At 68.7% G+C, this 22,529-nt stretch carries 23 protein-coding genes; 17 read left to right on the top strand and 6 right to left on the bottom strand.

Annotated elements, in window-relative coordinates:
• Window positions 1-13: 13 nt before the first annotated feature.
• From QE385_RS11985 to QE385_RS11925, 13 genes are all read left to right on the top strand, one after another.
• Window positions 14-451: a hypothetical protein gene (locus tag QE385_RS11985; RefSeq protein WP_307102103.1), complete on the top strand. Its 438-nt coding sequence runs from the start codon at window positions 14-16 to the stop codon at window positions 449-451.
• A gap of 10 nt (window positions 452-461) precedes the next feature.
• Entirely contained in the window at window positions 462-1,997 is a 1,536-nt protein-coding gene (locus tag QE385_RS11980; protein ID WP_307102101.1) for a flagellar hook-length control protein FliK, read from the top strand.
• Between the two features lie 10 nt (window positions 1,998-2,007).
• Window positions 2,008-2,691: a flagellar basal body-associated protein FliL gene (gene fliL, locus QE385_RS11975; protein WP_307102099.1), complete on the top strand. Its 684-nt coding sequence runs from the start codon at window positions 2,008-2,010 to the stop codon at window positions 2,689-2,691.
• 3 nt (window positions 2,692-2,694) lie between these two features.
• Window positions 2,695-3,564 carry a flagellar motor switch protein FliM gene (locus tag QE385_RS11970; RefSeq protein WP_307102096.1) on the top strand — a complete coding sequence of 290 codons (870 nt, stop codon included), beginning with the start codon at window positions 2,695-2,697 and terminating at the stop codon, window positions 3,562-3,564.
• Window positions 3,548-3,682, top strand: coding sequence for a hypothetical protein (locus QE385_RS11965; protein WP_307102094.1), 135 nt, complete (start codon window positions 3,548-3,550; stop codon window positions 3,680-3,682). The genes QE385_RS11970 and QE385_RS11965 overlap by 17 nt, the downstream gene beginning before the upstream one ends.
• On the top strand, window positions 3,679-3,969 hold the full coding sequence (fliN, locus tag QE385_RS11960) for a flagellar motor switch protein FliN (protein WP_007406148.1): 291 nt from the start codon (window positions 3,679-3,681) through the stop codon (window positions 3,967-3,969). Before QE385_RS11965 ends, fliN begins: the two co-directional genes overlap by 4 nt.
• Before the next feature lie 8 nt (window positions 3,970-3,977).
• Window positions 3,978-4,334 (top strand): flagellar biosynthetic protein FliO, encoded by a 357-nt coding sequence (locus tag QE385_RS11955; RefSeq protein ID WP_307102093.1) that lies wholly within the window; start codon window positions 3,978-3,980, stop codon window positions 4,332-4,334.
• Complete coding sequence (gene fliP, locus QE385_RS11950; protein ID WP_307102091.1) at window positions 4,331-5,200, top strand: flagellar type III secretion system pore protein FliP; 870 nt, start codon at window positions 4,331-4,333, stop codon at window positions 5,198-5,200. The genes QE385_RS11955 and fliP overlap by 4 nt, the downstream gene beginning before the upstream one ends.
• A gap of 192 nt (window positions 5,201-5,392) precedes the next feature.
• Window positions 5,393-5,662 carry a flagellar biosynthesis protein FliQ gene (gene fliQ / locus QE385_RS11945; protein WP_307102089.1) on the top strand — a complete coding sequence of 90 codons (270 nt, stop codon included), beginning with the start codon at window positions 5,393-5,395 and terminating at the stop codon, window positions 5,660-5,662.
• 1 nt (window position 5,663) lies between these two features.
• Window positions 5,664-6,437, top strand: coding sequence for a flagellar biosynthetic protein FliR (gene fliR, locus QE385_RS11940; RefSeq protein WP_307102087.1), 774 nt, complete (start codon window positions 5,664-5,666; stop codon window positions 6,435-6,437).
• On the top strand, window positions 6,437-7,564 hold the full coding sequence (flhB, locus tag QE385_RS11935; RefSeq protein WP_307102086.1) for a flagellar biosynthesis protein FlhB: 1,128 nt from the start codon (window positions 6,437-6,439) through the stop codon (window positions 7,562-7,564). The genes fliR and flhB overlap by 1 nt, the downstream gene beginning before the upstream one ends.
• Before the next feature lie 100 nt (window positions 7,565-7,664).
• Complete coding sequence (gene fliD / locus QE385_RS11930) at window positions 7,665-9,119, top strand: flagellar filament capping protein FliD (RefSeq protein ID WP_307102084.1); 1,455 nt, start codon at window positions 7,665-7,667, stop codon at window positions 9,117-9,119.
• A gap of 1 nt (window position 9,120) precedes the next feature.
• Window positions 9,121-9,540: a flagellar protein FliS gene (locus QE385_RS11925; protein WP_307102081.1), complete on the top strand. Its 420-nt coding sequence runs from the start codon at window positions 9,121-9,123 to the stop codon at window positions 9,538-9,540.
• 156 nt (window positions 9,541-9,696) lie between these two features.
• Here QE385_RS11925 and QE385_RS11920 read toward each other — a convergent pair whose 3' ends face one another.
• The 5 genes from QE385_RS11920 to argH all read right to left on the bottom strand — a co-directional run bounded on the left by QE385_RS11920 (window position 9,697) and on the right by argH (window position 14,407).
• A complete protein-coding gene (locus tag QE385_RS11920) occupies window positions 9,697-10,650 on the bottom strand; it encodes a zinc transporter ZntB (RefSeq protein WP_307102079.1) in 954 nt (317 codons plus the stop codon).
• A complete protein-coding gene (locus QE385_RS11915; RefSeq protein ID WP_307102077.1) occupies window positions 10,647-11,420 on the bottom strand; it encodes a bifunctional precorrin-2 dehydrogenase/sirohydrochlorin ferrochelatase in 774 nt (257 codons plus the stop codon). The genes QE385_RS11920 and QE385_RS11915 overlap by 4 nt, the downstream gene beginning before the upstream one ends.
• A 124-nt stretch (window positions 11,421-11,544) precedes the next feature.
• Window positions 11,545-12,807, bottom strand: coding sequence for a diaminopimelate decarboxylase (gene lysA / locus QE385_RS11910; RefSeq protein WP_307102076.1), 1,263 nt, complete (start codon window positions 12,805-12,807; stop codon window positions 11,545-11,547).
• On the bottom strand, window positions 12,807-13,043 hold the full coding sequence (locus QE385_RS11905; protein WP_307102074.1) for a hypothetical protein: 237 nt from the start codon (window positions 13,041-13,043) through the stop codon (window positions 12,807-12,809). The genes lysA and QE385_RS11905 overlap by 1 nt, the downstream gene beginning before the upstream one ends.
• The gene (argH, locus tag QE385_RS11900; protein WP_307104706.1) at window positions 13,040-14,407 is read right to left on the bottom strand and encodes an argininosuccinate lyase; all 1,368 of its coding nucleotides are present in this window, start codon (window positions 14,405-14,407) and stop codon (window positions 13,040-13,042) included. Before argH ends, QE385_RS11905 begins: the two co-directional genes overlap by 4 nt.
• 16 nt (window positions 14,408-14,423) lie before the next feature.
• Between argH and QE385_RS11895 the strand changes: the two genes are divergently transcribed.
• The 3 genes from QE385_RS11895 (at window position 14,424) to mdoH (ending at window position 18,835) form a co-directional block, all read left to right on the top strand.
• Window positions 14,424-15,038, top strand: coding sequence for a TlpA disulfide reductase family protein (locus QE385_RS11895; RefSeq protein WP_307102072.1), 615 nt, complete (start codon window positions 14,424-14,426; stop codon window positions 15,036-15,038).
• A gap of 489 nt (window positions 15,039-15,527) precedes the next feature.
• Window positions 15,528-17,039 (top strand): glucan biosynthesis protein, encoded by a 1,512-nt coding sequence (locus QE385_RS11890; RefSeq protein WP_307102070.1) that lies wholly within the window; start codon window positions 15,528-15,530, stop codon window positions 17,037-17,039.
• Window positions 17,036-18,835, top strand: coding sequence for a glucans biosynthesis glucosyltransferase MdoH (mdoH, locus tag QE385_RS11885; RefSeq protein WP_307102066.1), 1,800 nt, complete (start codon window positions 17,036-17,038; stop codon window positions 18,833-18,835). Before QE385_RS11890 ends, mdoH begins: the two co-directional genes overlap by 4 nt.
• 98 nt (window positions 18,836-18,933) lie before the next feature.
• Here the strand turns inward: mdoH and QE385_RS11880 are convergent, their stop codons facing one another.
• Window positions 18,934-19,932 carry a ligase-associated DNA damage response exonuclease gene (locus QE385_RS11880; RefSeq protein WP_307102064.1) on the bottom strand — a complete coding sequence of 333 codons (999 nt, stop codon included), beginning with the start codon at window positions 19,930-19,932 and terminating at the stop codon, window positions 18,934-18,936.
• 19 nt (window positions 19,933-19,951) lie between these two features.
• Here QE385_RS11880 and QE385_RS11875 point away from each other — a divergent pair, with 19 nt between their 5' ends.
• Complete coding sequence (locus QE385_RS11875; protein ID WP_307102062.1) at window positions 19,952-22,363, top strand: ligase-associated DNA damage response DEXH box helicase; 2,412 nt, start codon at window positions 19,952-19,954, stop codon at window positions 22,361-22,363.
• The last annotated feature ends 166 nt before the right edge of the window (window positions 22,364-22,529 follow it).

Below are 22,529 nucleotides of genomic sequence, written 5' to 3'. Positions count from 1 at the left end.
AAGGGGGACATCCATGGCATCCCGGCAACAGACGATGCTGAACCGGCTCCACCGGGTCCGCACGCTGCAACTCAACCTGACGATGGCGGAGGAAGCGCGCGCGCAGGAACGCGTCGCCACCGAACAGCAACTCTCCCAGCGTATCGGCCAGTTGATCGAGGCGGTATCCCCCGCCCCGACCGCCAGCGCCTCGGCGGGGTCGCTGATGGCCAATGCGCATTTCCGCAACCGGCTGCTCGAATCGGCCGATGCCGCGACCATGCGCATCCAGGTCGCCGAACAGCGCGCCGCCCATGCGGGCGAACAGACCAAGGCCGCCAAGCGCGACCAGACGGCGGTCGAGAAGCTGCTCGACCGCGCGCGCCTCGCCGCGATCCGTGCCGAGATGCGCGCGCTGGAGGACATGCCGTCCAGCGGCGGCAACCGGCGCAATCGGCACGAACCTTGCTGACATGTCTGTCATGATGTCGCCCCTCGCCTCCGTCCCCGCTTCCGGCCCCTCCGCCGTCCGCTCGTCGCTGACGGCGGGCGCGGGCAATGCGATGAGCTCCGCCTTCGCGATGCTGTTCGCGCTGGTGCCCGGCATGGGCGGGGACGCCACGGCGGAGACGGGCGAGGCCGCGAAACAGGGCAAGGGCAAGACCGGCGGCGAGACCGCCGGGAGCGGCAGCGAGACGGACAAGGACGGCAAGCCCTTGCCGAGCGACGCCACCCTCTTGCCGATGGCGGTGCCCCCGCTCCCGATCCTTCCGGTCGAAGAGACGACCGTGGCGGCGCCGACCGATGCGGTACGCGCCTCGGCCGCCCCGATCACGACGCTGCTCGCCACCATGCCGGTTTCGCCGGAACAGGCGATGCCCGTGGCCGCCTCCACCGGCGACGGCACGGCACCCGCCGATGCGGTCGCGTCGAGCGGCACGACAGGCCTGGCGAAGGCGCCCCGCTTCCCGTCCGAAGCCCTGCCGGTCGCTGCGGACATACCGGCACGGGCGATGGCGACTTCCGGCGACGGGACGGTAACCGCCAATGCGGTCGCGTCGAGCGACACGACAGGCTTGGCGAAGGCGCCCCGCTTCCCGTCCAGAGTCCTGCCGGTCGCTGCGGACATACCGGCACAGGCGATGGCCGCTCCCGGCGATGGGCAGGCCCTTGCGACCACGGCATCCGCGACACGGACCACCGCCCCCCTGCCCTCCGGTACGGGGTCCACCCTCCGCTCGACGGGGGAAGCGGCGTTGGCGGCCATGTCGACCGATTCGACCGTGACCCAAGCCACTCGGGAGCAGGGCCCGGCGCTACGCTCGGACGTGCCGGCGCGCTTTGCCGCCACGGCGCAGGCGGTGCCGCTCGCCGCGCCGCCGACCGCCGAAGCCTCCGCCCCGATCCTGCAGACGGGCCAGACCGCGCCCGCCATCCAGCTGTTCGCCGGCGCCATGCGCGCGGCGCAGGACGAACCCGAGGAGCGGTCCGGCCGCCGCAAGGATACGGGGCTGGGCGCCATCGACCCCGCGACGCTGACCCGCGCCGATTCGCTGACCGCCGCGCCGGTCGCGGCGATGACGGGCGCCGAGCAGGCCCCGCTCGACATGACGCAAGGCCACTGGCCGCAGGGCATGATCGACCGGATCGAGCGGATGCGCGAGGACGCCGCCACTGCCGACACCCGAATCCAGCTGTCCCCCGACGCGCTGGGCGGCATCGCGGTCGCGCTGCGCCATGAGGACGGCGCGACGCATATCCACTTCACCGCCGACCAGGCGCAGACCGCGACGATGCTCGCCGATGCGCAGCCGACGCTCGCCCGGCTTGCCGAGGAAAAGGGCATGCGGCTGGGCCAGACGGCGGTCGATCTGGGCCAGTCGGGCGGCGGCGGCGGCGAGCGCCAGCCGCAGCGCCAGCCCGAACCCGTTCTGCCCACCCGCCCGGCGCTTGCCGGGGGGACGGCCTCCAGCGACGCCGGGGATGCCCCCGCCGACGCCACCACCCGAATCGCCTGAGGATTGAGACATGAGCGACGCCAAGGAAACCGAAGAGAAGGCGCCCAAGAAGAAGGGCAAGCTGGGCAAGATCATCGTGATGGTGGTCGGCGTGCTCGTCCTGCTGGGCGGGGGCGTCGGCGCGGGGCTCTATGCCGCCAATTCGGGCCTGATCGGCGGCGGCCATGCCAAGGAAGAGGACCATGGCGAGGCCGAGGCCGAGGCCAACCACCCCGGCCCCAAGCTGGTGCCCAAGTCCGAGCAGAAGCGCGCGGGTGAAGGCGGCGAGAGCGAAGGCGGCGAGGGCGGCGGCCATGGCGGCGGCGAGGGCGGCGAAGGCGGCGAGGCCAAGGAGCATGTCGGCATGCCGACCCCGGTCGGCGACGGCGGCGAACGCTATGCGTCCAACTATTACGAGATGCCCAAGGACTTCACCTCGAACCTGCGCGACTCGGTGCATGTCATCCAGGTCGGGCTGGCGGTGTCGACCCCCTATGACGACACGGTCATCAACAATCTGAAGACCAACGACCTGGCGGTCCGCTCGGCGATCCTGATGGCGCTGGGCGATGCCAATGAGGAACAGGTGTTCAGCAGCGAGGGCAAGCGCCAGCTGCAACGCAAGCTGGTCGACGCGATCAACGAGATTCTTCGGCAAAAGGAGGGATTCGGGGGTATCGCTAACGTCTACTTTACCAATTTCGTTGTTCAGTGAGGCATGGTTAACGCCCCCGCCCAGGCCGACGAACGCGAGCGTCTTCGTCCCCAAAGCGCCGATCACGGCGTGCTGGGGACGACGAAGCTCAATCCGTTCGGCGACCTGCACACGATGCAGCATCTGTCCGCGCGCCTCGCGCGGTCGCTGCGGGGGCTGTTCGAATCGCTTCTTCGCGAAGAGCTGCGCTGCTGGGCCGAGCCTTTGGTCGTCCAGCGTTTTTCCGACTATCGCGCGGAGCGCGGCGACGGCCTGAGCGCGTGGTTGCCGATGGCGATGGTGTCGGTCGGCGGCCCCGCGATCCAGGACAATGCCCATGCGCTGTGCGTGCTGGAGGGCGGGTTCAGCCTGTCGCTGATCGACCTGCTGTTCGGCGGGAACGGCACCGCGCCCGACACGCTGCCCGGCGAGTTCTCGCCCGCCGCCGACGCGATGATCCGCCGCCTGGGCGGCATGATGGCCGAGCCGCTGCGCCGCGCCTGGGAATCGCTCGCCCGGATCGAGTTCACCGCGGGCCCGCCCGAATCCTCGCCCGCGATGCTGCCGGGCCTGGAGGGCGAGGATGCGATGATCGTCACCCGCTTCGGCATTGCGGGGCATAACCGCCGCCCGACCATGCTCGACATCCTCTATCCGGTCGCCGCCCTGAAGCCGCACGGCTCGGCGCTGACCGGCAAGGTCGTCGACAAGCAGGCCGAGGCCGATCCGACCTGGCGCGGCGACCTGACCCGCGCGGTAATGACGGTGCGTTTCCCGGTCCGCTCGGTGCTGGCCGAACCCGTCGTCTCGCTCAGCCGCCTGATGGAGCTGAAGATCGGCGACGTGATCCCGATCAGCTTCGGCCCCGGAAGTGCCGGTGATGGTCGGCGGTGACCTGCTCGGCATGGGCACGGTCGGCACCGCCAATGGTCGCGCCGCCGTCCAGCTCACCTCGCTTGCCCGCTCGGCCGAAGGTCTGGCGCAGAATTTCCACGAAGGACCCGTAGAATGAACGATATGGCCGGGGGATTCCCCGTCGACACGTCGGTCGCCGCCAATTTCCGGCTGCTCCAGGATGTCGATGTCAAGCTGACCGTCGAGATCGGCTCGACCCAGCTGTCGCTCCGCGAGCTGCTGGCGCTGTCCGAATCGAGCGTGATCGAGCTGGACCGCCAGGCCAACGAACTGCTCGACGTGCTGGTCAACGGCACGCTGATCGGCCGTGGCGAGGTGGTGACGGTCGGCGACCGTTTCGGCGTGCGCATGACCGAGCTGGTCAACCCCGACAAGCGCGGCTGATCCCCCCGATGCTCTGGTCCTACATCCTGAAGCTCGCCGTCCTGCTGCCGCTGATCTGCGGGCTGATGATCGGGTGCCTGTATCTGTGGCGGCGGCTGGAGAGCCGGATGCCGGGCCGTCCCGCGACGCGGCTGATCCATGTCCGCGAGACGATGATGATCTCGCCCGGCCTGCGGCTGGCGGTCATCGAGTTCGAGGGGCGCAACCTGCTCGTCTCGGTCGGGCGCGGCGGCGTCCAGCTGGTCGACAAGGTGGAGGGCAAGGGCCAGGCCCCGATTGCCCCCGCGCCCGTGCCGCCCACGCCCCCGCGTCGCGGCGACTTCGTCTCGCGCTTCGCACCCAAGCCGACATCGTTCGACCAATGAGCATTTCCGTCACCCGTCGCGGCACCGGCCCCGCGCTGATCCGCGCCCATAGCCAGGGTGCGCCGCGCCGCAGCCTGAAGCCGCTATGGATCCTGCTCGCGCTGCTGCTGGCGCTGGTCATCGCGATGCCCGCCTTCGCCCAGGCGACACCCGCCGCCGCCCCCGCACCGGGGGTCGGCGACGCGGTCGACCGCGCGCTGGGCCAGCTGGGCGGCGGCGCCAATGGCGGTTCGGGCTCGCTGAGCCTGTCGCTCCAGGTCCTCATCATCATGGGCCTGCTGACGATCCTACCGGGCATCATCCTGATGATGACCAGCTTTACCCGGATCGTCATCGTGCTCGCCATCCTGCGCCAGGCGCTGGGCCTGCAACAGACCCCGCCCAACCAGGTGCTGATCGGCCTGTCGGTGTTCCTGTCGCTGTTCATCATGGCGCCGACCATCAGCCAGATCAACGCGAACGCGATCCAGCCCTATGCCGAGGGTCGCCTGCCCGGCACCGAGATGATCAAGACCGCTGGCGCCCCGCTCCACGCCTTCATGGCCAAGCAGACGCGGGTGAAGGACGTCACGATGTTCGCCGAAATGGCCAAGTCGGGTCCCTATGCCAGCCCCAACGACATTCCCTATGCCGTGCTGCTGCCCGCCTTCGTCACCTCGGAGTTGAAGACCGCGTTCCAGATCGGCTTTCTCATTTTCCTGCCCTTCATCGTCATCGATCTGGTGGTCGCCACCGTGCTGATGGCGCTGGGCATGATGATGCTGTCGCCCTCGATCATCTCGCTGCCGTTCAAGCTGCTGCTGTTCGTGCTGGTCGACGGATGGGCGCTGACCATGGGCAGTCTGGCGAACAGTTTCGCGACTTGAGGGGTGGGGCGTGGGCTTCGACTTCGCTCAGCTTGAACGGCTGCAGGGAAGAGCCCCCTCCCCTCATCGGCTCAGCCTGAATGGCCGCAGCGGAAGGCCTTCGTTAACCATTTTCGGACCATAACCCCGTTCAGCCTGAGCGAAGTCGAAGGCCATGGGAAACCCTGACCCACACGGGACAAAGACCGCATCATGGACGCCCAATATTTCCTGACGCTGGCCAACCAGACCATGTGGGTGCTGGCGCTCGCCGCCGCGCCGATCCTGCTGCCCGTGCTCGTCTCGGGTCTGGTGATCGGCATGATCCAGGCCGCGACCTCGATCAACGAGCAGACGCTGTCCTTCGTCCCCAAGCTGATCGTCGTCGCCGTCTCGATCCTGATCTTCGGCAGCCTGATCGTCGGGCTGCTGAGCGATTTCACCGTCAGCATGTTCGAGCGCATCCCGGATCTTGTAAAGTAACATGCTGGGCTTCGGCCTCTCGATCGAGCCGCAGGCCTGGGCGATCCTGTTCCTGATGATCCGCATCGGGGCGGCGTTCATCACCGCGCCCGTATTCGGTGCGGTGTCGATCCCCCTGCCCGTCCGGATCAGCCTGGCCGGGGCCATCGCCTTCCTCGTCCATTCGGTCCATCCGGTGGTGCCGCCGCCGGTCATCTTCTCGGTCCCCACCATCCTGTCGGTCGCGGCCGAGGCGATCGTCGGGCTGGCGCTGGGGCTGATCCTCCAGGTCGCGTTCACCGCCCCGCTGGTCGCCAGCGAGCTGATCGGCGGGTCGATGGGGATCAACTTCGCCGCGACCATCGATCCGCTCAACGGCCGTTCGACCCAGGCGCTGGGTCAGTTCTTCACCGTCATGCTGACCCTGTTGTTCCTGTCGGTCGACGGGCATCTGGTGCTCGTCGAGACGATCGTGAAAAGCTATGAGGCGCTGCCCCCCGGCCAGGCCTGGATGGCCCCGGCGCAGTTCAAGGCGATCGCGCTGTTCGGCGGCTATGCGTTCCTCGCCGGGCTGCTGCTGGCGTTGCCGGTCGGGTTCCTGCTGCTCTGCCTGAACCTGGTGGTCGGCATGATGAGCCGCGCCGCGCCTGCGCTCAACCTCTTCTCGGTGGGCCTGCCCGCCGCGCTCGGCGTCGGGGTGATCGCCATCGCCGTCGCCTTCCCCGCCATGGGCGATTACATGCTCGTGATCATCCGCGAGGCGCTGTCCGCCACCGAAACATTGGTGATCGGCTGATGTCGGAGGGCGGCGAGAAAACAGAAGCCCCAACCCAAAAGCGTCGCGACAAAGCGCGCGACGACGGGCAGGTGCTGCGCAGCCGCGATCTGGCGGCGGCCCTGGTGATGATGGCGGGTATCGCCTGGCTGATGTTCGCGGGGCCCACCTTGCTCGGCGCGTGCAAGGCGGTGATGGCGACCAGTTTCCAGTTCACCCATGCCGATGTCGAGGATTTCGAGCCGTTCCGCCCGCTGATGGAGGCGGGATGGAAGCTGCTGCCCTCGCTCGCCTCGCTGTTCGCGGTGACCATCGTCGCGACCATCGCGTCGCAGGCGGGGCTGGGCTCGCTCCACTTCAACGCCAAGGCGCTGGCGCCCAAGCCGTCCAAGCTCAACCCCGCCTCGGGGCTGAAGCGCATCTTCGGGATGCAGGGCTGGACCGAGCTGGGCAAGTCGCTGCTCAAGGTCGTGCTGCTCGGCGCGATCGGCGGCGTCCTGTTGTGGCGCTCGTCGCGCACCACCATGGGGCTGGCCCAGTCCGACCTGAACAGCGCGATCGGCTCGCTCGGCGGCACCTTCACCACCATCCTGCTGGTGATGGGCATGGGGCTGGTCCTGATCGCGGGCTTCGACGTGCCGATCCAGATCTTCCAGCTGATGTCCAAGCTCAAGATGACCAAGCAGGAGGTCAAGGACGAGCATAAGGAAAGCGAAGGCAACCCCGAGGCCAAGGCGCATATCCGCGGCAAGCAGCGCGAGATGTCGCGCCGGGCGGTGCGCGCGGCGGTGCAGGAGGCGCATGTCATCCTGACCAACCCGACCCATTTCGCGGTCGCGCTGCGCTACGAGCGGGGCCAAGACGAGGTGCCGGTCGTCGTCGCCAAGGGTCGCGGCGCCACCGCGCTGGCGATCCGCGAGCTCGCCGCCGAACTCGACACGCCGGTGCTGGAATATCCGCAGCTCGCCCGCGCGGTCTATTATACCAGCCGCGAGGGGCAGGAAGTGCGCGCCGACCTGTATCAGGCGATCGCGGTCGTCCTGGCCTTCGTCTTCGGGCTCAATGCGGGCGCGGGCGGCACCGCCCAGCCGCCGGTCGAAGTGCCGGAGGGCGCCCGCTTCGACGAAAACGGCGTGGCCCAGCCATGAGGGGCAAGGCCGTGATCGCCGCGCTCCATTCGCCGCATCCGCCTAAAGTTCGGACGCAGGCGGTCGTTAAGGATGTCGGGCGCGTGCCGAAGGATTGCCGATGACTGATGTTTCCGTGACCGCGTCGTCGACCAGTACGACGACCAGTACGACCGCCAGCACCACCAAGACGGCCGCCCAGGCGCTGTTCAACTCGCTGCAGACGGGATCGGGCATCGACCTGTCGTCGGTCGTCCCCGCGCTGATCGAGGCCCAGTTCGCCGCGAAGACGGCGGCGCTGAAGACCCAGTCGGACACGCTGACCTCGCAGATTTCGGACGTGTCCTCGATCAAGAGCAGCATCACCGATTTCGCCTCCGCCCTCGCCTCGCTGGCAAAGGGGGGGACGCTCGCGACGCAGGCGGTCAGTTCGGACCCCAACAGCCTGTCCGTCACCACCTCGGCGGGCGCCAAGCTGGCGGGCATGTCCAAGTCGATCACCATCAACGCGCTCGCGACCGCGCAGGTCTCCTCGACCAAGTCCTCCTACTCCTCGACCGCCTCGCTGGGCACGGGGAGCCTGTCGATCAAGGTCGGGTCGAAGGATGCGATTTCGGTCACCATCGACAGCGCCGATTCGACCCCGGCGGCGCTCGCGGCCAAGGTCAATGCCGCCAATACCGGCGTCAAAGCCGCGGTCATCACCGATTCGTCGGGCAACGCCTATCTGTCCTTCTCGGGCGCGACCGGCAAGGACAACAGCTTCACCATCACCGCGAGCGAAGGCGACACGGCCGGCCTGTCGCGGCTGAACGTGGGCAACAATGCGAGCGGCACCTCCACCTCGTCGACCGCGGCCAATGCCAGCATCACGATGGACGGCGTCACCGTGGAGCGCGCGTCGAACACCGTCAGCGATCTGGTCCAGGGCGTGACCATGACCCTGTCGGCGGTGACCAGCAAGGCGGTGTCGCTGACCGGTTCGTCGCCGACCGCCGCGCTCAGCAATGTCGTGTCCAACTTCGTGTCGACCTTCAACGACAATATGAAGGCGATCACCAAGGCGACCGATCCGATCACCGGCTCGCTGCGCGCCGACCCCGCCGCGCGTTCGCTGGCCCAGACGCTGCGGACCATCACCACGACCAAGCTGGTGCCGGGCGATTCGGCGGCGGGCGCCCCGCTCACCCTGGCCGATCTGGGCGTGAAGACCGAGAAGGACGGCACGCTGACCGTCGACCAGACCCGCCTGTCGCAGGCGCTCAGCAAATATCCCGACGTGGTCGAGAAGATGTTCCGGGCCAGCGACGACAATGTCATCGGCCTGTCGGCCCAGATGAACACGATCCAGATGTCGTCGACCAGCAGCATCTATGGCCTGACCGCCTCCTATAACAATCTGACCCAGCAGAAATCGGATACGGCCCTGGCGCAGACCAAGCTGGCGGACTCCCGCCAGACGGCCAGCGACGCGCTGACCGCGCGCTTCGCGCAGATGAACAGCCGGGTCACCGCCTATAAATCGGTGCAGAGTTTCATGGACCAGCAGGTGAAGATGTGGACGAAGGGCAATTGAGATGACGTACGCCTCCGCCCTTCTGACCGATCCTGCCGCCGTCTATCGCCAGATCGACGTGGTCGGCCGCACCGCCATGGCCGATGGCCCCGCGCTGGTCACGCTTCTCTACGAGGAACTGGTCGCCGCGCTCCGCTCCGCCGCCTGGGCGACCGAGCATGGCCAGCTGGCGCGCAAGAGCGAGCGGGTGACGCGCGCCACCGCGATCCTGTTCGCGCTGGAGGCGGGGCTCGATTTCGAGAATGGCGGCGAGATGTCGATCACCTTCGCCAAGCTCTATGGCGGCGCGCGCAAGCAGATCGTCGACGCCTCGCTGGGCCAGAACGCCCAGGTGTTCCGCAACGTCGCGGCCAGCATCGCCGACATCGCCGAGGCGTGGGAGACGGTGCGCAAGATGAACAACCCCAAGAAGGACAGCTGAGGCCCTTTCCCCCGCTTCTCCCCGGATCCCTTCCCTCCGTTCAGCCTGAGCGACGTCGAAGGCCACGGGATGACAGGGGGTTCCTGGCAAAACGCAGGACGTGCGCTTCGACTTCGCTCAGCGTGAACGGCCGTTGGGACCGTAAAGCGGTATGACCTACCGCCGGAACCAGTGCTTCTGCACGAAGTAGATCACGATCCCCGCCGCAATCAGCGCGCAGGCGCCCAGGATCGCGTCGAACGCCCAAGGCTCCTCGGCATAGGGCAGGTTCTTGACGTTCATCCCGTACAGCCCGGTGATGAAGGTCAGTGGCAGGAACACCATCGCCACGATCGAGATGACCAGCGCGCGATTGTCGATCTGTTCGGCGCGCAGGTCGGTCAGCGTCTCGTGGATCAGCGCCGAGCGTTCGCGGATCGACTCGAGCTCCTCGGCCATGCGCGCCGCGCGGTCGGCGGCGGCGGACAGGTGCAGCCGGTCGTCATCGGCCAGCCAGTCGCCGGGCAGCGCCGCCAGCTTCTCCAATGCCGCACGCTGCGGGTTGAGGAAGCGGCGATAGCCGATCGCGGCGACGCGCACCCGGCTGACCGTACGGCGAAGCTGAAAGACGCGGCGTTCGTCCAGCTGCTCCTCGCAATCGTCCAGATCGTCGCCCAGGCCCGCGACATCGGGGTCGAGATCGTTGGTGATCGCGGTGGCGAAGGCGGTGATCAGGTCGCCGGGATCGTCGATCGCGCCCTTCTCGACCTCCTGCCGCACCAGATCGACCGCCAGCAGCGGACGGCGCGTCACCGAATAGACCCGGCCCTTCACCGCCCAGATCCGCACCGAGGCGAGCATGTCGGAGCCGTCGAGCGGTTCGCTGCTCCGCCCGCGAAGATTGACGAACGCCCCCTCGCCCACCGCCTCGCACCGGGGGCGCGTCTCGGTCGCGGTCAGCGCGTCGACGACATAATCGGCGACATGCGCCGAATCGCTCAGCCAGCGCTGCGCGACCGCGTCGTTGGTCTCCAGATGCACCCAGACCAGCCGGGCCTGGGTCGCGACCGCCTCGCGGATCGGGATCGTCGTCGCCTGGCCCTGATCGACGCGATAGGCAAAGCCGGTCATGCCGGGATGGCCATCGCCAGATCGACCACCTGCCCCTCGCCCGGATCGGCGGGGGCGGTGTCGCTGGCGATCCGCACCGCATCGGCGCGCGCGCGGTCGAGGATCGCGCCCGGCACGTCGGCGCGGTGATAGACCCGGTCCGCCGCAGCGAGCGCGCGCGCCTGGCGCAGCGTCAGGTCGTCGGGATCGGTCGAGGTCAGCACGAACGCCTCGAACCGCGCCGCAGGCCGGTCGGCCCCCGCCAGCCAGGCGGCGACATCGCCCTCCGCCTTGAGCGGGTCGAGCGGCCCGCCCGGCGACAGCGCCGCCCCGATCGCCCGCCGCCGCTCCGCCCCGTCGGGAAAGCGCGCGCGCAAACCCGCCCGCGCCGCATAGAGTCCCTCGGCCAGCGCCCCCAGCCCGGCGGGCAGCAACGCCTCCAGCCGCTGGCGCAGCGCCGCCGCCAGTCCGGCCGACACGCCGCCGGTTCCGACCGCGACGATGACCGGCCCCCGCTCGACGATGGCGGGCAGGGTGAAGTCGCACGCCGCCGGGCGATCGACCGCATTGACCAGCACGCCGCGCGCCTTCAGCCGGGCGATGGCGGCCTGCGCTTCGTCCTCCTCCTCGATCGCGACGATGGCGAGCGCGGCCTGCGCCTCTTCACCGACGACCAGCGCGCCCGCCCGGTCGAGCAGGCGGCGCTTGGCCTCGGCGGGCTCGCCCTCGCCCAGCAGGATCACCGGACGGCCACCCAGCCGGACGAACAGCGGCAGGCTGGCGAGGCTCAACGCCCCGCCCCCGCACCGTCGCCCCAGCGCAGGCTGGGGCCTATGGCGACGGAGGCTCCGAAAGCAGTCAGAGATCCCAGCCTGCGCTGGGATGACGGCTGAGACGGCGACCCCGCCCGGCGCATCACTTCTTCAGCCACTCCGGCACGCGCTCGGCGGCGATGATCGTCTCGGCGGCGATGCGGTCGGCGACGACGGCGAAGCGGTCGCCCTCGACCATCACCTCGGGCACCAGCGGGCGGCTGTTATAGGTCGACGCCATGGTCGCGCCATAAGCGCCTGCGGTGCGGAATACGGCGAGGTCGCCCGACTTCACCACATCGATCTCGCGGTTCATCGCGAAGGTGTCGCCCGTCTCGCAGACCGGCCCCGCGATATTCGCCATCATCGTCTCGCCGGTCGGCCGGACCGCGACGAAGTCATGCCAGGCATCATAGAGCGCCGGGCGCGCCAGGTCGTTCATCGCCGCATCGACGATGACATAAGGGTTGGCGACGCCGGGCTTCACCCAGACGACCTCGGTCGCCAATACGCCCGCATTGCCCGCGATCACCCGGCCCGGCTCGAACATCAGCTCGACATCCCAGTCCTTGGTCACGCGCGCCACCATCTCGCCATAAGCGGCGGGGGCGGGCATCACGTCGCCGGGCTTGTAGGGGACGCCCAGACCACCGCCCAGATCGACCCGGGTGATGCGGTGCCCCGCCCCGCGCAGCTCGGCGACCAGCTCGCCGACGCGCTTATAGGCGGCCTCGAGCGGCGCGAGATCGCCCAGCTGGCTGCCGATGTGGCAGGCGACACCCTTCAGGTCGATGCCGGGCAGCCCCGCCAGACGGTCGAACATGCCCAGCGCCTGGTCGATCGGCACGCCGAACTTGTTCTCCTTGCGCCCGGTCGAGATCTTCGCGTGCGTCCCCGCATCCACGTCCGGGTTCACGCGCAGCGTGGCGGGGGCGACCAGCCCGCGCTCATGCGCCAGCTCGGCCAGGACCGCGCCTTCTTCCTCCAGCTCCAGGTTGAACTGGCCGATCCCGGCTTCCAGCGCGGCGACCAGCTCTCGCTTCGTCTTGCCGACGCCCGAGAAGACGATGTCCTCCGCCTTCATCCCCGCCGCCAGCGCGCGGCGCATCTCGCCGACCGAGACGACGTCGGCGCCATAGCCTTCATCGGCCAGCACGCGCAGCACGGCGAGATTGGGGTTCGCCTTGATCGCATAGGCCAGGTGGACGCGCGGCAGGCCCTTGAGCCCCTCGCGGAACACCTGCGCATGCCGCCGGAAGGTCGAGGCGGAATAGATATAGACCGGCGTACCGACTTCGGCGGCGATCCGGGACACGGCCACGTCCTCCACATGGAGTTCGCCGTCTTGGAAATGAAAATGGTCCATCAGCGGGGGGGCAAATCAAATTCGTCCGAACGCCGTTCCTGCGACTGGGTCATCAGTTCGTCGGAGCGTTGCGGGCGTTGTTGGGGGGTCGGCGTCAGCAATTGCTGCGCCGTGGGGCGGACGGTGGCGCCGCGCGGCGCGACGGGCAGTTGCTCGCCCTTGGGCGGTTGCAGCCGGTTGGCCGCGCCGCAAGCACTCAGGCCCAGCGCGACCAGCAGGACGAGCGCCCGCCTCATGCGGGAAGGCCCCGCGCGGTCGCGATGGCGGCGCGGACATTGGCGGGCGCGGTGCCGCCGAAGCTGACCCGGCTGGCGACCGAGGCGTCGACCGACAGCACGTCATAGATGCGCTCATCGATGCGCGCGTCGATGCCGGTCAGCTCGTCGATTCCCAACTGGTGCAGCATCAAGCCCTTCTCCTCGGCCAGCTTCACCGCGCGACCGGTGATGTGATGCGCCTCGCGGAAGGGGATGCCGCCGACGCGCACCAGCCAGTCGGCCAGGTCGGTCGCGGTCGAGAAGCCCGCCTCGGCGACGCCGCGCATCCGTTCCGTGCGGAAGGTCGCGCTCTGGATCATGCCCGTCATCGCCGCGATCGACAGCGCCAGCAGGTCGTGCGCCTCGAACACCGGCGGCTTGTCGTCCTGCATGTCCTTGGAATAGGCGAGCGGCAGGCCCTTCATCGTGACCATCAGGCTGGTCATGCAGCCCATGATCCGCCCGGCATGGCCGCGCACCAGTTCGGCCGCGTCGGGGTTGCGCTTCTGCGGCATGATCGAGCTGCCGGTCGACCACTGGTCGGACAGCGCCACGAAGCCGAAGGGCTGCGACGCCCAGAGCACGAATTCTTCCGCAAGCCGCGACAGGTGCAGCGAGCAGTTGGTCGCCGCCTGCAGATAGTCGATCGCGAAGTCCCGGTCGCTGACCGCATCGAGCGAGTTGCGCGTCGGCGCATCGAAGCCCAGCGCCGCCGCCGTCATGTGCCGATCGACCGGAAAGCCCGTCCCCGCCAGCGCCGCCGAGCCCAGCGGGCACTGGTTCATCCGCACACGCGCATCGGCGAAGCGGCTGGCGTCGCGCACGATCATCTCGTGATAGGCCATCAGGTGATGGCCCAAGGTCACCGGCTGCGCGGATTGCAGATGGGTGAAGCCGGGCATCACGCTGTCGGCATGCTCTTCCGCGCGGATCAGCAACGCCTCGCGCAGCGCGCCCAGCGCAGTCAGCGTCTCGTCGATCGCGTCGCGCACCCACAGGCGGAAATCGGTCGCCACCTGGTCGTTGCGCGACCGCGCGGTGTGCAGCCGCCCCGCGACCGGGCCGATCAGCGCGGCCAGCTTCGCCTCGGTCTGCATATGGATGTCTTCGAGGGTCAGGTCCTCGGCCACGCCGTTCGCGGCATAATCCTCGGCGACCCGGTCCAGCCCGGCGGAAATCGTCGCGGCGTCCTCGGCCGAGACGATGCCCTGTTTGCCCAGCATGGCGACATGCGCTTTCGACCCGGCGATGTCCTGTTTCCACAGTCGCTTGTCGAAGGGGATGGACGCGTTTATCTCGCGCATCACCGCGGCGGGACCTTCTGCGAAGCGCCCGCCCCACATTGCGTTGGAGCCGCCCATGTCGTCGCGTACCGTGATCGCCTGTCTCCTGGGGCTGATGGTCGCCGGGTGCGATAAGCAAAGCCCCGCGCCGGAGCAAGCCGCCAACACCGCCACCGGCGAAGTTTCGAGCGGCGAAGTGACCGGCGGGGAAGTGATCGGCGGCGAAGTCGCCTCGACGCCCGACGCGCCCAAGCCCGCCGGGGCGGTGAACCGCAGCCACAAGGGCGAAGCGGCTCCGACGCTGGGCTTCACCACGCTCGACGGCAAGCCGACGACGCTGGCCGATTTCCGGGGCAAGCCGGTGCTGGTCAATCTCTGGGCGACCTGGTGCGGGCCGTGCGTCGCCGAGATGCCGACGCTGGCCGCCACGGCCGAGCGGCTGAAGGGCAAGGTCGCGGTGATCGCGGTCGCGCAGGACGAGGCGGCCAAGGTGAAGCCGTTCCTGGCGGGCCGGACGCTCGACGCGCTGCCCGTCTATCTCGACCCCAAGCTGGGGTTGAGCGTCCATTACCAGGCCAATCTGCCGACCACGATCCTCTATGGCGCGGACGGCAAGGAGATCTGGCGGGTGACGGGCGGATTCGACTGGGCCGGGGCCGAGGCCCAGAAACTGCTGTCCGAGGCGAAATAACCGTCACAGCGACGGAAATATTTGATACCCGGCGGGGGAGCGCCGTTCGCGATACGCGAAAAAAGCCCCGCCCGGCACGAACCGGGCGGGACAGGCTGGGGTAAACGGTCGACGAAGCGGATCGCAAACGGCGCTCGCCCGCTTTCGTCCTGACAAGACAAACAGATGCCGCGCCAGCCATCGGCCGCCGAACAACATCGTCGGCGCATCGCAAGGATGCGCGACTTCATCATTGTCTGTTATGTAAGGGAACGCGACGGACGGATCGAACACAGGATCCGCCTGCACTTTTCGGTCATTCAAGAGCCCCCCTCTTGATTTGCCTTAGTCATAATCGATCCCGTCAGCCCGGTCAAATATATTATACTTTCCTTTGCTGCCGTTGGTTCGACAGTAACAGAGCAACCGATCATCGCATGCTGCGTTGCACCACGAGCCATGTCCCGCCAGCGAGGGACGGATGGATTCACCGATGGAGACGCCGAGCCGATGATGCAGGCCAATCGCCGTGAACTGGTCGCGGCCCTCGCCATTCTGGGCGTATCGCCACGCCTCGCCGCCCAGGCGCTTGCCCCCGGTGGCGCGACCGGCGCCCCCCAGCCCTTTTCCTGGACCGCGCTGCAAAGGCGGGCGGAAGAACTGGCGCGCCAGCCCTATCGCCCCCAGGTCAAGGTCGAGGCGGCGGCGGCGATCGACTATGACGCGGTGGGCACGATCCGGTATCGCGACGACCGCACGCTGGCGGGCGGCATCCGCCTGTTCCCGCTGGGCCGCTATGCCCCCAATCCGGTCGGCATCAACATCGTCGCGAACGGCCAGGCGCGCGCCGTGCCCTTCTCGCCCGCGCTGTTCACCGCCGAGGCGGGCCATGCGCCGCCGCTGGGCATCGCCGGGTTCCGCGCGATGACGGCCGACGGCAAGAGCGACTGGCTGGCCTTTCAGGGCGCCTCCTATTTCCGCACGGCGGGCGCGCAGGACCAATATGGCCTGTCGGCGCGGGGTATCGCGATCGACACCGGCATCGACGGGCGCGAGGAATTTCCCGCCTTCACCGACTTCTGGATCGAGCGGACCGGCGCGCAAGGCTATACCGTCCATGCACTGCTCGACGGGCCCAGCGTCGCGGGGGCGTATCGGATCGAGTCGCAAAAGGGTGCGGCGGGCGTCGAGCAGCGCGTCTCGGCGGTGCTGTTCTTCCGCCGCGATGTCGAGCGGCTGGGCATCGCGCCCGCGACCAGCATGTTCTGGTATGGCGAGGGCAACCGGGCGGCGGGCAGCGACTGGCGGCCCGAGATTCACGATTCGGACGGCCTCGCGCTGCTGACCGGCGCGGGCGAGCGGCTGTGGCGGCCTTTGGTCAATCCGCCGCGCCCGACGCTCGACAGCTTCGCCGACACCGATCCGCGCGGCTTCGGCCTGCTCCAGCGCGACCGGGACTTCGATCATTACCAGGACGACGGGGCCTTTTACGACCGCCGCGCGAATCTGTGGGTCCAGCCGCAGGGCGATTGGGGCCGGGGCCAGGTGATGCTCTATGCCTTTCCCACCGCATCGGAGACGGTCGACAATATCGTCGCCTTCTGGAACCCCGCTGATGCGCCCAAGGCGGGGCAGAAACGGCAGTTCGACTATCGCCTGAGCTGGGGATCGACCGATCCCACCATCGTCCCGGCCGTCGCCCATGCGGTGGACCTGTGGACCGGCGCGGCCGGGCGGCCCGGTGCGGAGCCGACGCCGGGCGCGCGCAAGCTGGTGGTCGACTTTACCGGCCCCGTGCTGGCCGGGCTCGACCGGCAGAGCGGCGTGACGGCCGATATTTCGGTCACGCGCGGCAAGCTGCTGACCCAGGCCGCCTATCCGGTGGTGGGACAGCCCAATCGCTGGCGCGTCACCGCCGACATCGCACCCGAAGGTCAGGGCCCCGCCGATGTCCGCCTGTTCCTGAAGCGCGGGACCAGGGCGCTGACCGAGACGGTGCTTACCCCGGTCTTCCTGCCGTGACCCATCCGCGCGCCATCATGCCGCCGCCCGCACCGCTGACCATGGCGGTGCAGCGTTTCGATGGCCCGCCGCCGCCGCACTCCGCGCCCGAGCCGCGCGCCGGGGTCAATCTGGCGCCCGACGATATCCTGACCCGCCGGCTCCTGCTGGTGCTGCTGACCGGGTTGCTGGCGACCGCCGCCTCGGCCGCGGTCAAGGAAGCCCTGTTGAGCGACGGGCTGAACCTGCTCGACGGGCTGTTGCTGCTGCTGTTCTTTCCGCTGTTCGCCTGGATCTCGTTCGGCTTCGTGACGGCGGCGATCGGTTTCGTCCTGCTGATCTCGCGCGCGCATCCGGGCATCACCCCCGCGCCGAAGGGGGCGGCGCCGCCGACCGCGCGGACTGCGGTGCTGGTGCCGGTGCATAACGAGGATGTCGATGCGGTGTTCGACCGGATCGCGCGCATGGCCGTCATGATCGACCGGGCGGGGGCGGCCGACCGTTTCGCCTTCTTCGTCCTGTCCGATTCGGGCGAAGCCGCCGAGGCCGAGGAGCGCGCCGCCTGGGAAAAGCTCGCCCCCTGGCTGGCGGTGCCGCTCTATTATCGCCGCCGGACCGAGAATGTCGGGCGCAAGCCCGGCAATGTGGCCGATTGGATCCGCAACCAGGGTGCGGCCTACGACTTCATGCTGATGCTCGATGCCGACAGCCTGATGGGCGGCGACACCATCGTCGGCATGGCGCAGATCATGGAGCAACGCCCCTCGATCGCGCTTCTCCAGACCGTGCCGATGATCATCGGCGCGACGACCTTCTTCCAGCGCTGGATGCAGTTCGCCAGCCGGTTCTACGGCCCGATCTCGACCGCCGGGCTGGTCTGGTGGTCGGGATCCGAATCGACCTTCTGGGGACATAACGCGCTGATCCGTATCCGCGCCTTTGCCGAGAGTTGCGGCCTGCCCGACCTGCCCGGCCGTCCGCCCTTCGGCGGCACGATCATGAGCCATGACATGGTCGAGGCGGCGTTGCTGCGGCGGCGCGGCTGGCGGCTGCACATGCTGATGGTCGAGGACAGTTTCGAGGAATATCCCCCCACGCTGATCGACCAGGCGGTGCGCGACCGGCGCTGGGCGCAGGGCAATACCCAGCATCTGAAACTGCTGGGCGCGAGCGGTTTCCACTGGATCAGCCGGTTGCAGCTGCTGATCGGCGCCTCGGCCTATCTGACCTCGCCCGCTTGGCTGATCCTGATCGCCACCTCGATCGCGCAGAGCCTGTCCGACGATGCCGCGACGGTGCGTGCGGTGACGTCGGCGCGGGTGCTGGTCGTGACGCTGATCCTGCTGTTCGGGCCGAAGCTGCTGAGTATCGTCTGGGCGATGGCCGACCGCGAACGCCGGGCCAGCTATGGCGGCGCGCGCGCAATCCTGGCCTCGGTGGCGCTCGACGTGCCGCTGTCGATCCTGACCGCGCCGGGAATCGCGCTGACCCAGACGATCGACCTCGTCAACATCATGCGCGGCAAGCCATCGGGCTGGAACCCGCAGAGCCGGGTGCGCGACGGGCTGGCGGCGGCGGATGCGATGCCGCGCTATCGCTGGCATCTGGCGCTGGGCGTGGTGTTCCTGGGGGTGTCGTTCCTGAACCCGGTGCTGGGCGCGTGGCTGTCGCCGGTGACGCTGGGGCTGCTGCTGGCGCCGTGGCTGGCGATGGAGACGGCCAAGGTCCGGCCCGGCGAGCGGTTGGCGAAGAAGGGCGTGTTCGCGGTGCCGGGGTCGGTGGTGGCGGATCCTGCCCGGCCTTTGGCCTTGGTGTGAGGGATTGCCTTGGGCTTCGACTTCGCTCAGCCTGAACGGGGTTAAGGGACAAATCTCCGTTCAGCCTGAGCGAAGTCGAAGGCCACGTTCCCGCCCCCTCAATCATCCTCATCCTCGAACCCCACCAGCGCCAGCGCCCGCGCCTTCATCTGACGCGTCTCGCACCAGTGGACCAGAGCCTCTTCGCGCCCATGCGTCACCCACACCTCGCGCGGGGCGATTTCGGTCAGCGTCCGGGTCAGTTCGTCCCAATCGGCATGGTCGGACAGGATCAGCGGCAGTTCGACATTCTTCTGCCGCGCGCGCTGGCGCACCCGCATCCAGCCGCTGGCCATGGCGGTGATGGGCTCTGGCAGCCGCCGCGACCAGCGATCGTTGAGCGCGCCGGGCGGGCACATGACCACATGCCCCGCCATTTCCGCCTTGGGCGTGTCGGCCACCATGCGCAGTTCGCCCAGATCGACCCCAAGCTCCTGATAGAGCGCACATAGCCGCGCCAGCGCGCCGTGGAGATAGATGGGCGCCTCATGCCCACGCACCCGCAACTCGGCGATCACCCGCTGCGCCTTGCCCAGCGCATAGGCGCCGACCAGCACGCAGCGCGTCGGATTGGCGTGGAGCCGCGCGATCAGCTTGTCGATCTCGTCCCCCGTCTCCGGGTGGCGAAAGACGGGCAGCGCGAAGGTCGCCTCGGTGACGAAGACGTCGCACTTTATCGGCTCGAAGGCCGCACAGGTCGGGTCGGAGCGGCGCTTGTAATCGCCCGACACCACCACCCGCTCGCCGCGATAATCCAGCACGATCTGCGCCGATCCCAGCACATGCCCCGCGGGCACGAAGCCGACCTCCACCTCGCCCAGCCGGATCGTTTCGCCGTAAGCGACCTCGACGCCGTTCTGCGGGCCATAGCGCGCCGCCATGATCGCCAGCGTCTCGGGCGTCGCCCAGACGGTGCCATGCCCGCCGCGCGCATGGTCGGCATGGCCGTGCGTCACCAGCGCCTTGGCCTCCGGTTCGGACGGGTCCACCCACACATCGGCGGGGGCCACGTAAATCCCATGTTTATGGGGCTGTATCCAGTCGCCGAGCTTGACCATGATACCTATATCCTTCGGGATGCTCCCCGGTTCCCTTCCGCCCGCCCTGACCGACTGGTTCGCCGCCAAGGGCTGGCACCCGCGCACCCATCAGTTGGCGATGCTGGAGGAAGCCCGCGCCGGCCGCCACGCGCTGCTGGTCGCCACCACGGGCGCGGGCAAGACGCTGGCGGGGTTCCTGCCGACGCTGACCGAGTTGATCGAGCAACCGAGCGAGGGGCTGCACACCCTCTACGTCTCGCCCCTGAAGGCGCTGGCGGTCGATATCCGCCGCAACCTCGTGACCCCGATCGAGGAGATGGGCCTCGACATCCGGGTCGAGACGCGGACCGGCGACACCTCGTCGGACAAGAAGGCGCGGCAACGGGTGAAGCCGCCGCACATCCTGCTGACGACGCCCGAATCGCTGTCGCTGCTGCTGAGCTATCCCGATGCCGCGACCATGTTCGCAGGACTCAAGACCATCGTGGTGGACGAGGTCCACGCCTTTGCCACCGGCAAGCGCGGCGACCTGCTGTCCTTGTGCATGGCGCGGTTGCAGCACCTGTCGCCCGGTCTGCGACGGGTCGCGCTGTCGGCGACGGTGGCGGACCCCGACGGCTATCGCGCCTGGCTCGCGCCCGATGGCGATATCGACGCGGTCGGCCTCGTCGCGGGCGAGCCCGGCGCGCCGCCGGACATAGCGATCCTGCTGCCCGAGGACCGCATTCCCTGGGCAGGCCATTCGGGCCGCTATGCCGCCGCGCAGGTCATGCGCGTCATCGAGGCGAACCGGACCACCATCGTCTTCTGCAACACCCGCAGCCTGGCCGAGCTGATCTTCCAGGATCTGTGGAAGGCGAACGACAAGAGCCTGCCGATCGGCGTCCATCACGGCTCGCTGTCCCTGGAAGCGCGGCAGAAGGTGGAAGGCGCGATGGCCGACGGGCAACTGCGCGCGCTGGTCGCGACCGCCAGCCTCGACCTGGGCGTCGACTGGGGTGATGTCGATTGCGTGATCCAGATGGGTGCGCCCAAGGGCTCGTCACGCCTGCTCCAACGGATCGGTCGCGCCAATCACCGGCTGGACGAATCGAGCCGCGCGATCCTGGTCCCCGGCAACCGCTTTGAATATCTGGAGGCGCGCGCCGCGCTCGACGCGGTGGAGGCGGGCGAGCTGGACCCCGACCTCTTCCGCCCCGGCGCGCTCGACGTGCTGGCGCAGCATGTCATGGCCTGCGCCTGTGCCGCGCCGTTCGAACAGGGCGCGCTGCTGGGCGAAATCCGCTCGGCCATGCCCTATTCGGCGTTGGACGATGAGACGTTCGACCGGGTGCTGCGCTTCATCGCGGACGGCGGCTATGCCCTGCGCGCCTATGACCGGTTCAAGCGGCTGGTGCAGCAGCCGGACGGGACGTGGCGCGTCACCCATCCGCAATTCGTCGCGCAGCACCGGCTGAACGCCGGGATCATCGTGGAAGCGACGATGCTGAAGGTCCGCTTCCGCAACGGCCGCCAGCTGGGCCGGGTGGAGGAAGGATTCGCCGCGACCCTGGCGCCGGGCGACACCTTCTTCTTCGCCGGGTTGAGCCTGGAGGTGGAATCGATCGACGGCGAGGACCTGATCGTCCGCGCCACCTCCCGCCCTGCGCGCATCCCGACCTATGGCGGCAGCCGGATGCCGCTGTCTACCAGCCTGGCCGACCGGGTCCGCGAATTCCTGGCCGACCGGCGCGAGTGGGATCGCTTCCCGGCGGACGTGCATGCCTGGCTGGAGATGCAGGACCGCCGCTCGGTCCTGCCCCGCCCCGGCCAGTTGCTGGTCGAGACCTTCCCGCGCGAGGGGCGGCATTATATGGTCGCCTACAGCTTCGAGGGGTGGAACGCGCACCAGTCGCTGGGGATGCTGATCACAAGGCGGATGGAGGCGCAGGGGCTGAAGCCGCTGGGCTTCGTCGCCAGCGACTATGCGCTGGCATGCTATGGGCTGGAGAAGGTGACCGACCCGGCCAGCCTCTTCTCGCCCGACATTCTGGAAAACGAGTTCGTCGACTGGGTCCAGCAATCGCACCTCCTCAAGCGCGCCTTTCGCGAGGTCGCGGTGATCGGCGGGCTGGTCGACCGCCAGCATCCCGGCAAGCGCAAGACCGGGCGGCAGGTGACCTTCTCGACCGACCTGATCTACGACGTGCTACGCAAGTACGAGCCCGGCCATCTGCTGCTCCAGGCGGCGTGGGACGATGCGCGGGCGCGGATGACCGATGTGGGGCGGCTGGCGAATTTGCTCGACCGGGCGGGCGGCACGATGCTGCATGTCGATCTGGAGCGGGTAAGCCCGCTGGCGGTGCCGGTGCTGGTGCTGATCGGGCGCGAGAAGGTGGCGACGGGGACTGCGGACGACGAGTTGCTGATCGAGGCGGAGGCTCTGGCGGCGGAGGCGATGGCGGGGTGATTCCCGTGGCCTTCGACTTCGCTCAGGCGGAACGGAGGTTGGTATAGGCCTTCCTCACCTCTAGCCGCTCCCCTCCCGCAGGCGGGAGGGGATGGGGGAGGGCACGGGGTCTCACAGAGACCAGCCCTCGTGGCTCTTGCCCCTCCCCAACCCCTCCCCCTGCCGG

It is taken from the genome of Sphingomonas sp. SORGH_AS_0950, from assembly GCF_030818415.1.
Classification (GTDB): Bacteria; Pseudomonadota; Alphaproteobacteria; order Sphingomonadales; family Sphingomonadaceae; genus Sphingomonas.
This window is presented reverse-complemented; position numbering and strand designations above follow the sequence as displayed.